Origin of the sequence: Euzebya pacifica (assembly GCF_003344865.1) — a bacterium.
Taxonomy (GTDB): domain Bacteria; phylum Actinomycetota; class Nitriliruptoria; order Euzebyales; family Euzebyaceae; genus Euzebya; species Euzebya pacifica.
In genome coordinates, this window is sequence record NZ_CP031165.1 from 4,739,933 (window position 1) to 4,752,892 (window position 12,960).

Below are 12,960 nucleotides of genomic sequence, written 5' to 3' on the forward strand. Positions count from 1 at the left end.
TTGGCCGGGCCTCAGCTTTCGTCCAGCCACGCGCGGATCTCGGCGTCGTGCTGGCCGATGGACGGTGGGCCGTGTCGATAGCTGGGAGCGGCTGTGCCCAACCCGATTGGGTTGCGGATCGAGGGCACGCCGTCGACCTCCACCACCGGGGACAGCCCCAGGGACTCCGCGAACGCGACCCCCTCGGCCACGGTGTGCACCGGCCCGCCCGGCAGCCCGGCCGCGCGGAACGACTCGAACCACTCCCCCGTGGTCCTGACCCGCAGCGCGTCGACGAGCAACGGTTCGAGCTCGGCGCGGTTGGCGGTGCGGTCGGCGTTGGTCGCGAAGCGCGGGTCGTCGAGCAACTCGGGACACCCGAGGATCGTGCAGAGGCTACGGAACTGTCCGTCGTTGGCGGCGATCACGATGATCTGGCCGTCGGCGGTGGGCAGCGGGTCGTAGGGGAAGATGCTGGGGTGGGCGTTGCCCATGCGGGAAGGCACGATCCCGCCGGCCACGACCGCGCTGGCCTGGTTGACCAGACCGGAGAGGGTCGAGCTGAGCAGGTCGACCTCGACGTGGTCGCCGAGTCCCGTGCCGGCGCGACGCTGGAGTGCGGCGAGGATGCCGACGGCCGCGTGCAACCCGGTGATGACGTCGCACACGGCGACGCCGGCACGCGTGGGTGGTCCCTCGGCGTCGCCCGTCAGGCTCATGAGCCCGCTGATGGCTTGGACCATGAGGTCATAGCCGGGCAGGGCCGCCCCGTCGCCACTGCCGAACCCGGTGATGGAGGCGTAGACCAGCCCCGGGTTGGCGGCGCGCACCGTGTCGTGGTCCAGTCCGAACCGGTCGAGGCCGCCGTGGCGGAAGTTCTGCACCATGACATCGGCCCGGGCGACGAGGCGTTGGGCGACGGCCAGGTCGTCGGGGTCGGTCAGGTCCAGGGCGATCGATCGCTTGTTCCGGTTGATCGCCAGGTAGTACGTCGACTGGCCGTCGCGGGTCGGGGGCTTCCACGTCCGCGTGTCGTCGCCGGCGGGGCTCTCGACCTTGATCACGTCGGCACCGAGGTCGGCCAGCATCATCGTGGCGTAGGGGCCGGCGAGGATGCGGGAGAAGTCCGCGACGACGAGCCCGCTGAGTGGACCGGGCTCGGCCGAATCACCCGCTGGGTTCACTCCTTGCAGTTCGCGCAACGACCGTAGATGTCGGCGCGATGCGCGGTCACCTGGAAGTCGTGGGCCTCCGAGACCCGGCCCACCCACTCCTCCACGATCTCGGCCTGCAGCTCCTCCACCTCGTTGCACGACAGGCAGACGAGGTGGTGGTGGTGGCTGGTGGAGCAGAACCGGTAGGCCTGCTCACCGTCCCGGTCGAAGGAGTCGAGCAGCCCGGCTTCCTGGAGTGACTCCAGCGCCCGGTAGACCGTGGACAGGCCGATGGTCTCCCCACGCTGGCGGAACTCGGCCCACACGTCCTGGGCGCTCAGGGCGTCGGTGCGGTCCTTGAGCGTCTCGAGCACGGCGAGCCGTTGGCGCGTGACGCGCAGTCCCGCTTCGCGGAGCTCCGTTTCCATGACATCGGTCCCCGGGTCGTGAGGTCGTCGGCTGACCGTTGATGATAGCGAGCGTGGGTCGCCACCCCCGAGGTCAGCCGAGCGCGTCGGCGATCAGGGTGGCGTTGTGCCGCATGTAGTCGGCGTAGGTGGCAGCCGGGCCGTCGGCGTCGGTGAGGGAGCCACCGACCAGCTGGACCACGGCGATCTCCTCCCCGACCTCCTCGGCGACGACCTCGGCGAGGCGGGACGGGTCGGTGGTCTCGGTGAAGATCGCGGTCACCCCGGCATCGCGGATGTCCTCGACAAGGATCTCGAGGTCGGCTGCGCTGGGCTCGGCGAGGGTGCCACCGCCGGGGATGACCGTACCGAGGACCTCGAAGTCGTAGGCGTCGGCGAAGTAGTCGTAGCTGTCGTGGTTCGTCACGAGGACGCGACGGTCGTCGGCCACCACCGACAGGATCTCCTCGACCTCCTCGTCGAGCTCGTGGAGCTCCGCGACGAGGACCTCGGCGCGCGCGGCCCACTCGTCCTCGGTCGCGCTGTCATCGACCTCGGCGAGGTGCAGCGCCAGGTCCTCGATGGCCTCGGCAACACGATCGGGGTCCATCCAGAAGTGCGGGTCGCCATCGGCGTGGTCGTGCTCGTGCGCGTGCCCCTCCTCCTCCGCGTGGTCCTCCTCGCTGTGATCCTCCTCCGCGTGGTCCTCCTCCTCCGCGTGGCCCTCCTCGAGCGTCGTCACGGTCTCCGCGAGGGACACCACCTCCACCCCTTCCTCAGCGGCGGACTCCAGCGCGTCGAGCATGCCCTCCTCGAGCCCGAGGCCGTTGGCGACGACGATGTCGGCGTCGAGCAGCTGCTGCCCCTGGGCGGAGGAGAGCTGGAAGCTGTGGGGATCGGCGCCGACCGGCATCAGGGCGGTGACCGTGCCGTGATCGCCCACGAGCCGGTCGGTGAGGTCGGCGAGGATGTTGGTCGTCGTGACGACCACGAGGCCGTCGGCGGCAGCGGTTGCCTCCTCGCTCGCAGGCGACTCCGCGGTGGCGTCGGTTCCGCCACCGCAGGCGGCAGCGGCGAACGACAGCACGAGGGCGAGGATGGCAAGGGTGGGGCGATGTGACACGGCTGGTCCTGGCGGTTCGGTGCAGCTGCAGGCTCTGACTGCTTCTGGGAATCGGTGTCATTAACGATAGCTCCACGCCCGGGCGCACGCACGGGAAACGGCCCGGACGCGAGATCCGGGCCGTTGGGGTGACGTCGTCAGGGTGTGGGGTGGGTCACCCAGCGATCGCCGCCAGCTGCCCGTCGGTCACCAGGTCGGCCCCACCGAAGGTGAGGACCTGGCTGGTCCCGACGGTCCGTGCGGCCGCGATGACGGCCGGGGATGCCTCCGCGGGTGGGGTCTCCACGCCGAGCTGCGGGGCACCGGCAGCAGCCGAGACGACGGCCGCGGTCAGCGCGGTCTGCCAGCCCTGGTCGTGGCGCACGTTGACGACCACGACTCCCCCGCCGTCCAGTCCCTCGGCGTGCCACAGCTCGGTGGCGATCGCCGCGGAGGTGGCGGTGCGGTCGGCACCCGACACCCGGCGGACCTGCGGGACCGACAGCTCGTCGACGACCGTCTCGGCCACGGCGGCCTCACCGCCGAGGACGACCACCTCGGTGACCGCCGTGTGGGCGCCGAGGAAGGCAGCGGTGGTCTGGTTGAGCTGCGTCGACGGGGTCAGCAGGATCGGTACCCCCGCCGCGGCGGCGTAGGCACCACCGGTGATGGCGTCGGCGAACGCGTCGCCACGGGCCAGCAGCACACGGCTGCCCGGCTGCTCGGCCAGGACGACCTCGGCGATCCGTGCCGCGGTGTCCTCGCGTCCGGAACCGGCGAACCGGCAGGTGGACGGAAGCGGCGCGTCACAGGACCGACCGCCGGCAGCGGCCCGTGCCGTGGTGGCAGCCAGCTCGCTGACCGCGGCGTCGCCGCCGAGGGTCAGCACCGTGCCGTCACCGCCGGTGACCCGTGCGATCTCCGCCTCCACCCGGGGGTCGAGGTCGGCCCCCGACGGGGTCAGCAGGATCGGCCCACGGGTGCCGGCCAGCGCCGCGCCCGCCAGGGCGTCGGGGAACCGGTCAGCGGTCGCAAGGACCACACGGTCCGCGGCGCCGTCCTCGAACAACGAACGGGACGTGGCGACGGCCTGCCCGATGGGATCGGCGGCGCCGCCCCCGTCGATGCGGAAGACCTCCCCGGGGTCGACGGGACCGGGATCGACCGGACCAGGGTCGACGGGGCCGCCGTCGGGGTCGTAGTCGGCCGCACCCCAGAAGGGATCGGTTGCGCCCTCGGCCAGGACGATGTCCTCCCCGGCGCCGCAGGGGTCGGCGGAGAAACCGGGCAGGACCACAACCTCGGCCTCGTCGAGGTCCTCCTCGGCGAGGCGCTCGGTGAAGACGACCCCACCGTTGTTGGGGGCGATGGACACGTCGTCGAAGGACACGACTTCCTCGTCGTTGACGATGAAGCAGGGCAGCGCCGTGGGTGCCGCCGGGGGTGCGCCGTTCATCCGGTGCATCTCGATCACGGGGGCACAGCCGAGACCCGGGTGCTCGGTGGCTCCGTGGTCACAGCCGGCAACGGCGAGGAGCGATCCGTCGGGGGAGATGTCGATGTCGGCGACGTCGACCAGGCCCCGGTCGAACCACGGGGAGGTCTCGGTGGAACCCGGGCCGAAGGTCTCCAGCCCGTTGACGACGACGGTGGCGGTGCCGGGCACGAACGTCAGGCCGTGACTCTGCACCACACCGCCCAGCGAGGCGGTCTGGCGCCCGTCGCTGGGGATCAGCTCGGTGTTCCGGCAGGAGTCCAGGTCACCGTTGGGCCGGTTGCACAACATGATGGAGGCGTAGGCGACCAGCGAGCCGTCGGCGCTGACCTCCATGTCGTAGATGCCGCCGGCGAAGACGTCGTCGGGCACGAAGGAGGACAGGACCTCACCCGACTGGGTCATGCGGACGATGGTCTCACCGTCGCGGACGGCGACGACCGTGCCGTCGTCGGCCATGCTGGGGGCCTCCCACACGCCGCCACCAGCGACGACGTGGCTGGCCGACCCGTCCGGGGCCGAGGCGATGACGTTGCCGTCCTGCAGGTAGACGATCGTGCCGGGCAGCGCCTGGGCGGAGGCCGGCGAGAGGGGGACGAGGGCCATCACCAGGACGGTGAGGGCCAGTGCGGTGCGGATGCGCATGGCGGGGGTGTTCCTCTGGAATGCGGTGGATCGGGGAACGGCGGTCATGCCTCGACCACGATCTCGGCGACCATGCCGACCGATGCGTGGGGCGGGGCGTCGCTCTCGACGGGGCCCTCCTGCTCGAAGATCAGCTCGGGGTCACCGCCGACCGGCAGGAAGCAGATCGCCAGGTAGCGGCCGGGTTCAGTGATGGTCCCGTCGCCGACGTAGAGCTGGCCGTCCTGGCTGGGACCGGCAACGGAGACGAGGACGGGCTCGGCTGCCGTGGGGTCCAGCGCTTCCCACAGCTCCTCCACCGGGCGGGTCTCGTCGGCGTCGAGGGGGAAGACGACCAGCTCGTGGGCCTCCTCGAGCGAGGCGTTGACGAAGGCGATGGTGTCACCGGCGCGGACGACGTCGGGGATGCCCTCGAAGACGTAGTCGCGGCCCGTGATGATGGCGTCGGCGCCGACACGTTCCCCGTCGGCGGGGTCGGAGGTGGCGGCCGGGTCGACGGACTGCGGGTCGGAGAACTCGCGTTCGGCGCTGGAGCTGGTGCTCGTGCACCCGGCGGCAAGGACGAGGAGGGCGCTGGCCGCGATGGCGACGGCGCGGGGGCCTGTGCGGAAGCGGGTGGTGAGGGGGTGCATGTCGTGTGTTCCTGTTGGTCGGTGACCGGGTCGGCGGACCGTCGGTCGGCGGGTGGCGAGCGGAGTCGCTCGAGCCACGGCGACCGTAGGAACGCCGAGGACGCCACGAGCCCCCTCCCCCTGCGGTGCAGCCGGCCTGCAACCCCCCTGCAACCGTGTCGCGCAACGGGCCACATTTCGTGATTGGCCGACACGCGTCGGGGTCGGGCCCACCCCCACCCCGGAGGCGTGTCGGAAAACGGGCCACCGGTCGTCGTTGGGCGACACGGACCCGTGGGTAGGGTGCCGACGTGACCCCGCCGACCTCCCCCTCGCAGTCCTCCGCCACGCCGACCTCCGCCACCGCGTCCGCCGTGCGCTCCGGGCCCGGTGACGGCACGACCGACCGGGCCGACGTGGTCGTCGTGGGGGCGGGGGTGTCGGGGCTCGTGGCCGCGCGTCGCCTCGTCGATGCCGGTCTGCGGGTGGTCGTGCTGGACAAGGGGCGCTCGCCCGGTGGCCGGCTGGCAACGCGTCGGCTCGACGACACCGGCGATGCCGTGGCCGACCACGGTGCGCAGTTCTTCACCGTGCGCTCCGACGCGTTCGCCGAGCTGGTGGACAGCTGGCCGGTGGAGGTGTGGCATCACGGGGCGGCGACGGCCCGGTCGATCCTCGATGACCCCACCACGGTGGAGGAGGGTGGCGACGGCCATCCGCGGTACTGCGCCCCGGAGGGGATGAACCGGATCGCTCGCCACTTGGCGAGGGGGCTGGACGTCCGCACCGACGTCCGGGTGGTCCGTGTGCACGAGGGCGGCCCGTGGAGCGGTGGCCGATGGGGTGTCGTCGCCGCGGACGGCACCGTGTGGGCGGCCGACGGGGTGCTGCTGACCGCACCGGTACCGCAGGTGGCCGCGCTGCTCGACGCACCCCTGCCCGACGACGTGGCCGCTGTGGCCTACGACCCCCGCCTGTGCCTCATGGCGACGCTGGACGGCCCGTCCGGACTGCCCGAGGCGGGGGCCGTCCAGTTCAGCGACGGCCCGGCCAACCACCTGGCCGACAACGCCTCCAAGGGCGTGTCGCGTCGTCCGACGATCACCCTCCACCTGACCGGGCCGGCCAGCGCCGAGCGGTGGGACGTCGACGATGCCGCGATCGCGGCCGAGCTGCTCGACATGGTCCGTCCGTGGCTGTCAGCCGAGGTCGTGGCCAGCCAGGTGAAGCGGTGGCGCTACGCCACCCCCACGACGCCACACGCCGACCGAGCCGTCCGCATCGTCGAACCTGCGGGGGTGGGCTCGACCGGCCCGGGGTCTGCGGGGGTGGGCTCGGCCGGCGGAGTCGTCGTCGCGGGGGACGCGTTCGGCGGGCCGAAGGTGGAGGGTGCGGCGCTGTCGGGCCTGGCCGCGGCCGCCCTGTTCGGGGTGTCCTGACGGGTGGTGGTCAGGTGGCGGGGACTGGCTGCCGACGGTCGCCGCGCCATGCGGTGAAGGCCATCGCGAACAGCCAGATGGGGGTGACCAGACCGGCCGACCACGGCAGGCCGAGCGCCACCGTGACGGCGCAGACGGCGAAGGCGAGGAACGCCGAGAGGGCACCGACCCAGCGGGGCAGGCCGCCGTGGCGGAACACCAGCACCGCGGTCAGGCCGATCGTGGCGACGAGCGGCACGAACACGCCGAACTGCAGCTGCCCGCTGATGGTGTAGAGGACGGCCACGTCGACCTGGCTGTAGAAATCGGCGTCGACCCCGCCCGGCAGGCCGCTGGTGAGGATGGACTTGAAGACCGCCCCGATGGTCACGGTCGCCGCGGCCACGTCGAGGGTGGCGCCGATGCGGTCGATCAGCTGCTCGGCGGCCGGCGCGGCGTTCCGCAGCATGGCGGTCAGCCGCGGACGGAGGAGCAGCAGGCACAGCGCCGTGGCGTACAGCAGGGCCGCACCGATCTGGGATGGCACGTGGCCTCCCGTCAGCTCGGCGAAGACGGCTTCGGGACCCCGGGCGTAGACGTCGGTGTCGCTGATGAACGGCGTGCCGACCATGGTGGCGGCGGTACCGAGGACGGCGACGGCCACGGACAGCCAGATGGTGGAGGTGACGCGGCGGTCGGCGGTGGTGGACGGGACGGTCTCGAAGGCGGGGGCTACGGCGGCCATGGTGATCTCCTGGTGGTGAGGGGGTTCGTGGTGGGCACCGTAGGCAGCCCCTCCCCTCCTCTTCCGTGGGTCTCGTGTCGTGCAGCAGTTCTGCAACGTGGGCGCAATCGTCGGACTCGTGAAGGAGGAATCGAGCGGGTCGACGGCGAACACCCCGGCCAGATGAACACCACCCGCGCGTCCGTGTCCGCCCTGCTCGTCCTCGGCCTGCTGCTGTCCTTGCTGGTCGCCACCCAGTCGGTCAGCGCCGACCCAGTCGATCCCGCCTGCGAGTCCTACGACTCCGCGGCCAACGCCTCCTCCGCCTGTGACGTCACCGGGCGCTGGACACAGATCGGCCACAACAACTTCGAGCCCACCATGGGTGTGACTCCGGAGGGTGGCCTGTACATGGCGACGACCCCCGGCCGTGGTGTGGCGGTTGGCTGGCGCGCCGGGGTGGCGAAGGCCGAGTCGCTGGACTCGGCGTTCACGTCCGGCGGGTGGACCGACGTGCAGCCGACGATCGCCGGGTACTCCAACCCCCCGGAGACCAACGACCCGTACGCCTACGTCGACCCCTCGACCGGTCGGATCTTCAGCTTCCACATGAGCCCGATCCTGCTGTGCTCGATCCTCAGCTTCTCCGACGACGGTGGCGAGACGTGGACGACCCCGCCGGTGGGTTGTGGCCCCTCGGGTGCGTGGGACCACCAGACGATGGTCGCCGCGCCGCCCACCCCCGGCACCGTGATGCTGGGTGACTACCCCAACGTGCTGATCCAGTGCGTCAACTCCGTCTACGCCGAGATGTGTGCCCGCTCCCTGGACGGCGGCCTGACCTGGGGCGCCGGCTACCCGGCCTACCCCAACCCGTCGCTGACCGGTGCCGGCACTCAGACCGGCCACCTCGCCGCGGGGTCCGACGGCACGATCTACCTGCCCTCCCCCAACGGTGGCAACCAGGCCAGCATCTACGTCTCCGACGACTCGGGCCTGACCTGGACCGAGCGCGAGATCACCGACATGGACATCCCGTTCTCCGACCCGGCGATCGACCTGGACGCCGCGGGTGTCCTGCACGTCACCTGGATCGACACCGACAACCACCTCTGGTACTCCCTGTCCACCGACAAGGCCGTCACCTTCACCGATCCGGTGCGCGTCACCTCCACCGGGGTGCACGCCGAGCTGCCGGCCCTGGTCGCTGGTGACGCCGGCCGTGTTGCCATCGCCTTCGCCGGTACCCGTGACCTGCCCAACGGCTACGACACCGACGTGGCCGCCAAAGACGTGTCGTGGGGCGCCTACATCGCGGTGACCGACACGGCGATCCCCGGGCAGGCACCCACGTTCGACATCGTCAACACGACCGGCGACGACCCGATCCAGCGCGGCACCTCCTGCAACTCGCGGTGCTTGTTCCTGGTGGACTTCATCGACGTCGTCGTCGCCCCGGACGGCACCCCGGTGGCGGCGTTCTCCGACGGCTGCGACAACGCTGCCTGCATCGCGGGCACGGCCAGCAACAACGTCACCGACCGCGGCAAGGGCATGATCGCCGTCGCCGACTTCGACCTGTGCGAGGAGACCTGCCACCAGTTCACCCCGGCGGAGGGTGGGCAGTCGCCGCTGCTGGGTGCGGTCCTGCCGGCTGCCGAGCACATCGGCTTCGAGGCCCGGGACGTGCTGGGCGACGCCCGCTACGAGGCGCTGCTGCAGACCCACCTGGACGAGCTGGGGTTCACCCCCGCGGAGTGAGGGAAGCTCAGCGGCGGGGGTCGTCGAGGAACGTGGCAGCCGCCTGGCGGCGACGGTCGACGGTGACGGAGAAGACGTCGGGCCGGCTGTAGTGGCCGGTCGCATCGAAGGTGTGCCGTGCGGCCCGGATGGTCGCCGGGTCGATGTCGGCGACGACGAACCCCTCGCGGCCCACCAACGGCTCGGCCAGCCAGCGACCATCGGGGCCGGCGATCGCGCTGCCCCCGTCGAACGACACGTCGTCGGGGTCGAGCCGGTCCAGCAGGGGGAAGTCGTCGGGGATGTCGTCGAGCTCGAGGACCGCCGAGGCGGCCAGCGACACGACCCGTCCCTCCTTGGCGAGGAAGCGGGGGATGTCGTGGGTGTTGTGCTCGCCGCCGGGCCAGACCGAGACGTGCAGGTCCTCGCCCGCGGCGTACAACGCGTGGCGAGCCTGCGGCATCCAGTTCTCCCAGCAGTTCAGCCCGCCGACCCGGATGCCGTGGCCGGTGTCGTGCACGCGCAGGCCGTTGCCGTCGCCGGCACCCCAGACCAGCCGCTCCTCGAACGTCGGTCGGAGCTTGCGGTGGGCGCTGACGACGCCGTCCCGGGGCGAGATGGCCAGCAGGGTGCACCACACCGTCCCACGTCCCGAGCCGCCGCCCCGTTCGGTGATGCCCAGGTAGGTGAAGACGCCGGTGTCGGCGACGCACTCGGCGACGGCGTCCACCTCGGGGCCGTCGAGCTCGACGGCGGCGTCGAGGTAGTAGGCGTAGGCGGCTGCCTGGTCGGGGTCGTCGAATCGGCCGCCGTCGGTGGGGCTGACCCAGAACGGATAGCCCGACAGGAACGTCTCGCCGAACGCGAGCAGGTCCACCCCGGTCGTGGCGGCCCGCTGGATCCAGTCGGTGACGATCGTGGTCGTGCGGGCCGAGTCCCCCCACGCGGGCCTGGTCTGTGCCGCTGCGATGCGCATCGACGGAGGATACTGCCGGGGGGTCGGGCTGGACGGGTCAGTCGGTTGGTGGTTGCGGGGTGGTGCCGCCGGCTGCCTGTCCGGGAACCGGGAGGGCCTGCGCCTCGTCGTCGGGGCCGAGGAGGACCTGCACGACGCTTCCCGTCCGGCACCGGATGGACGCCTTGATGTAGGTCCGGGTGCTGCCGCCGTCGATGAGGATCTCGGCCTCGAACCCCTCGTCCTCGAGATGGACGACCTCGACGTCGTCGCGCTCGACGAAGGCATCGCGGAGGTCGATCGGGGTGGCGTCGACGAACCCGGTGGCGCTGATCAGCGGGCCGACCTCCGTCAGGTCGGTGATGACCATGCCGTCGGGCAGGACCATCTCCGCCGGCGGGGCCTCGTCGACGCCGTCGGGCAGCGGGTCGCAGTCGATGAACCCCTCGTACAGCTCGTTGGTCTGGTCGGTCAGGACGAACGGACTGTCGGTCGCGTCGCTGGCGGCCACCGTCGGGGCGCCGGGGTCGCTGGCGCCACCGCACGCCGTGGTCAGGACCGCAGCGACGAGGATACTGCCCACCATCCGGGCCGGTCCGCCGTTCACCCGAGGGATGGTACGGGGTCGGCGACCCGGTGGACGGGTCAGCAGGCCTGGCCGTCGAGGGTGTTCACCGTGCTGTGCACCGCGGATCCGATGACGCTCGTGTCGCCGATGGCCACGGTCTGGACCTCCGGGTTGCCGCACTGGCCGAGCAGCTCGGCCGTCGACGCCGAGACCTGGTCGCCGACCAGCAGCGTGGGGGCGTCGTGGTCGGCACCGATGCCGGCGCTCGCCAGCCCGAATGCCCAGCCGTTGTCGACGAAGCCGTTGACGAGGACGTAGCGACGAGGTCCGTCGGTCGGGGTCTGCCACAGGTCGCGCACGACCGCGGCTGCGGTGGCGGTGCGGTCGGGGCCGGCCACCCTGATGCCGCCGGGCACACCGGCCAGGACGGCGTCGGACAGTGCGACGGAACCGCCGAGCAGCGCCGTGCTGGCGATGCCGTTGTCGGTCAGCCAGGCCTCCACCCGGGGGTCGAGGGCCGCGGAGTCCGTCAGGAGAATCGGCGTGCGGTTGCGGGCGGCGAGGCCGCCAGCGGAGACCGAGTCGGCCCACCCGGCAGTCGGGTTGTCCGCCGGACCGCCAGCCCGGGCGACCAGTGCGAGCGGTGCGCGACCCGGATACCGCCGCTGCACTTCGTCGGCGACGGCGAGGGCCGTGGCGATGCGGTCGGGGCCGGCGAGGCGCACCGGCGTCAGGCCCAGGTCACGGACGGCCTGCTCGACGGCCACCGAGAGGGCGTTGACGCCGCCCAGCAGGTACACGGTCGACCCGTCGGGAAGGGCGCGGGTCAGCTCCTGGCCGACCGCGGGGTCCAGCTGGGCGCTGGAGGTGAGGAGGAGCGGGCCATCGCCGGTCAGGGCGGTCCCGGCAAGGGAGTCGGGGAAACGGTCGTTGCGGGACAGGACCGCCACGTCGGCGGAGCCCGCTTGGCCGAACCGGACGGCGGAGATGTCCAGCGCCGTCGTCGTGGGGTCGTTGGTGCCGATGGACGGCGTGACGGCGGGGTCGTCGTCGAAGGCGCTGGTGCTGCCCCCTCCCCCGCTGCCGCCCCCTCCTGGCAGCGGGGTCGGGGGAAGTGTCCCCCCGGTCGGGGGGGTCCCGAAGGCCACCCCGACATCTGGCTGTGAGTCGGCGGTGAACTGTCCGTCGTCGACGGTGACCTGCGTCTCGTTGCTGCCATCGGCCAGCCGTCCGGCGGACGCGGGCACGACGAACAGGCGGGGCACCTGCGGGTTGTTGGGGTTGGACGGCGGGAAGGCGGCGTAGACGATCTCGTCACCGGCAGGGGTGTAGCTGCCGTGGAAGAACGCCTGCCCGGTGTTGGGGATGCCGTCGGTGACGATGCGCAGGCCGGTCCCGTCGGTGCGGATCTCGCAGACCTGTCCGCCGTTGCAGTCGAACAGCACGCTGCTGCCGTCGGGAGCCCACGAGAAGTTGAGGGCGTTCTGGAACGGCTGGCCGTTGGCGGTCTCGGCCTGTGGGGACTGACCACCGACGATGCCGCCGTCACCGGTGGTGAAGAGGGTGACCTGCTCGCCGGTCGCGCGGACGTACAGCTCGATGCGGTCGCCGATCTCGTCCCAGGTGGCGATGACATCACCGCGCGGGGAGACGGCGACCTCGAGCGTGCCGTTGGGCGGCCCGCCGATCGGGGTCGGACGGGTCTGGCCGTCCGGGGTGACCGACCAGAGCTTGATCAGCTGGTCGCGGGTGTCGATGCCGGTGAAGACGATGGCCGAACCGTCGGGTTCCCACGAGGGGGAGGAGGCCAGGCCGAGCTCGTCGACAGCGGTCAGCTGGGTGTACTGGCCGCTGCCGAGGTGATAGGTCCAGATCTCGGTGTTGGCGGGGCCTGCGAAGACGAAGGCGACCCGGGTGCCGTCGGGGGAGACCGACGGGTTCTCCAGCAGGGCGGTGACGCCCACGATGGGGTTGAAGATGGTGGCCTGGCTGCCGTCGAGGGAGAGGACGCGGATCGTGCCGTCGGCCTTCTGGTAGGCGATCGGGCCGTTGGGGCCGGGGTGTGCGGCGCGGGCCGGCGCGGCCGGGAGCAGCAGCGCAAGCGCCAGCAGTGCTGGGACGATCGCGACGAAGTGGCGGCGGGTGATCACGTGCATCTCCGT

At 71.9% G+C, this 12,960-nt stretch carries 11 protein-coding genes; 2 read left to right on the top strand and 9 right to left on the bottom strand.

The annotated features are described in order from the left end of the window. Window positions 1-11: 11 nt before the first annotated feature. The 5 genes from DVS28_RS20355 to DVS28_RS20375 form a co-directional block, all read right to left on the bottom strand. Window positions 12-1,163 carry a CaiB/BaiF CoA transferase family protein gene (locus DVS28_RS20355; RefSeq protein ID WP_114593102.1) on the bottom strand — a complete coding sequence of 384 codons (1,152 nt, stop codon included), beginning with the start codon at window positions 1,161-1,163 and terminating at the stop codon, window positions 12-14. Then, window positions 1,160-1,561, bottom strand: a complete 402-nt coding sequence (locus DVS28_RS20360; protein ID WP_114593103.1) for a Fur family transcriptional regulator — start codon at window positions 1,559-1,561, stop codon at window positions 1,160-1,162. Before DVS28_RS20360 ends, DVS28_RS20355 begins: the two co-directional genes overlap by 4 nt. Window positions 1,562-1,634: 73 nt before the next feature. Next, a complete protein-coding gene (locus tag DVS28_RS20365; RefSeq protein WP_114593104.1) occupies window positions 1,635-2,663 on the bottom strand; it encodes a metal ABC transporter substrate-binding protein in 1,029 nt (342 codons plus the stop codon). Window positions 2,664-2,817: 154 nt separating this feature from the next. After that, window positions 2,818-4,782 carry a cell wall-binding repeat-containing protein gene (locus DVS28_RS20370; RefSeq protein ID WP_114593105.1) on the bottom strand — a complete coding sequence of 655 codons (1,965 nt, stop codon included), beginning with the start codon at window positions 4,780-4,782 and terminating at the stop codon, window positions 2,818-2,820. Window positions 4,783-4,826: 44 nt separating this feature from the next. Next, window positions 4,827-5,414, bottom strand: a complete 588-nt coding sequence (locus tag DVS28_RS20375; protein ID WP_114593106.1) for a hypothetical protein — start codon at window positions 5,412-5,414, stop codon at window positions 4,827-4,829. A 290-nt stretch (window positions 5,415-5,704) separates the two neighbouring features. On the opposite strand from DVS28_RS20375, the gene DVS28_RS20380 reads away from it, so the two are divergent. Then, window positions 5,705-6,832: an NAD(P)/FAD-dependent oxidoreductase gene (locus tag DVS28_RS20380; RefSeq protein ID WP_114593107.1), complete on the top strand. Its 1,128-nt coding sequence runs from the start codon at window positions 5,705-5,707 to the stop codon at window positions 6,830-6,832. 10 nt (window positions 6,833-6,842) lie between these two features. Here DVS28_RS20380 and DVS28_RS20385 read toward each other — a convergent pair whose 3' ends face one another. Further along, complete coding sequence (locus DVS28_RS20385) at window positions 6,843-7,556, bottom strand: hypothetical protein (RefSeq protein WP_114593108.1); 714 nt, start codon at window positions 7,554-7,556, stop codon at window positions 6,843-6,845. Between the two features lie 162 nt (window positions 7,557-7,718). Here DVS28_RS20385 and DVS28_RS20390 point away from each other — a divergent pair, with 162 nt between their 5' ends. Further along, the gene (locus DVS28_RS20390; protein WP_114593109.1) at window positions 7,719-9,296 is read left to right on the top strand and encodes a sialidase family protein; all 1,578 of its coding nucleotides are present in this window, start codon (window positions 7,719-7,721) and stop codon (window positions 9,294-9,296) included. Window positions 9,297-9,303: 7 nt separating this feature from the next. Here the strand turns inward: DVS28_RS20390 and DVS28_RS20395 are convergent, their stop codons facing one another. The 3 genes from DVS28_RS20395 to DVS28_RS20405 all read right to left on the bottom strand — a co-directional run bounded on the left by DVS28_RS20395 (window position 9,304) and on the right by DVS28_RS20405 (window position 12,954). After that, on the bottom strand, window positions 9,304-10,251 hold the full coding sequence (locus DVS28_RS20395) for a carbon-nitrogen hydrolase family protein (protein ID WP_114593110.1): 948 nt from the start codon (window positions 10,249-10,251) through the stop codon (window positions 9,304-9,306). 37 nt (window positions 10,252-10,288) lie between these two features. Further along, entirely contained in the window at window positions 10,289-10,813 is a 525-nt protein-coding gene (locus DVS28_RS20400) for a hypothetical protein (RefSeq protein WP_216826182.1), read from the bottom strand. Between the two features lie 62 nt (window positions 10,814-10,875). Further along, window positions 10,876-12,954 (bottom strand): cell wall-binding repeat-containing protein, encoded by a 2,079-nt coding sequence (locus DVS28_RS20405; protein WP_114593112.1) that lies wholly within the window; start codon window positions 12,952-12,954, stop codon window positions 10,876-10,878. Window positions 12,955-12,960: the final 6 nt, after the last annotated feature.

Bases quoted from the DNA above. Each gene is read 5' to 3' on its own strand.
- DVS28_RS20360 (WP_114593103.1), bottom strand. From the start codon at position 1,561: ATGGAAACGGAGCTCCGCGAAGCGGGACTGCGCGTCACGCGCCAACGG.
- DVS28_RS20370 (WP_114593105.1), bottom strand. From the start codon at position 4,782: ATGCGCATCCGCACCGCACTGGCCCTCACCGTCCTGGTGATGGCCCTC.
- DVS28_RS20375 (WP_114593106.1), bottom strand. From the start codon at position 5,414: ATGCACCCCCTCACCACCCGCTTCCGCACAGGCCCCCGCGCCGTCGCC.
- DVS28_RS20385 (WP_114593108.1), bottom strand. From the start codon at position 7,556: ATGGCCGCCGTAGCCCCCGCCTTCGAGACCGTCCCGTCCACCACCGCC.
- DVS28_RS20390 (WP_114593109.1), top strand. From the start codon at position 7,719: ATGAACACCACCCGCGCGTCCGTGTCCGCCCTGCTCGTCCTCGGCCTG.
- DVS28_RS20395 (WP_114593110.1), bottom strand. From the start codon at position 10,251: ATGCGCATCGCAGCGGCACAGACCAGGCCCGCGTGGGGGGACTCGGCC.
- DVS28_RS20405 (WP_114593112.1), bottom strand. From the start codon at position 12,954: ATGCACGTGATCACCCGCCGCCACTTCGTCGCGATCGTCCCAGCACTG.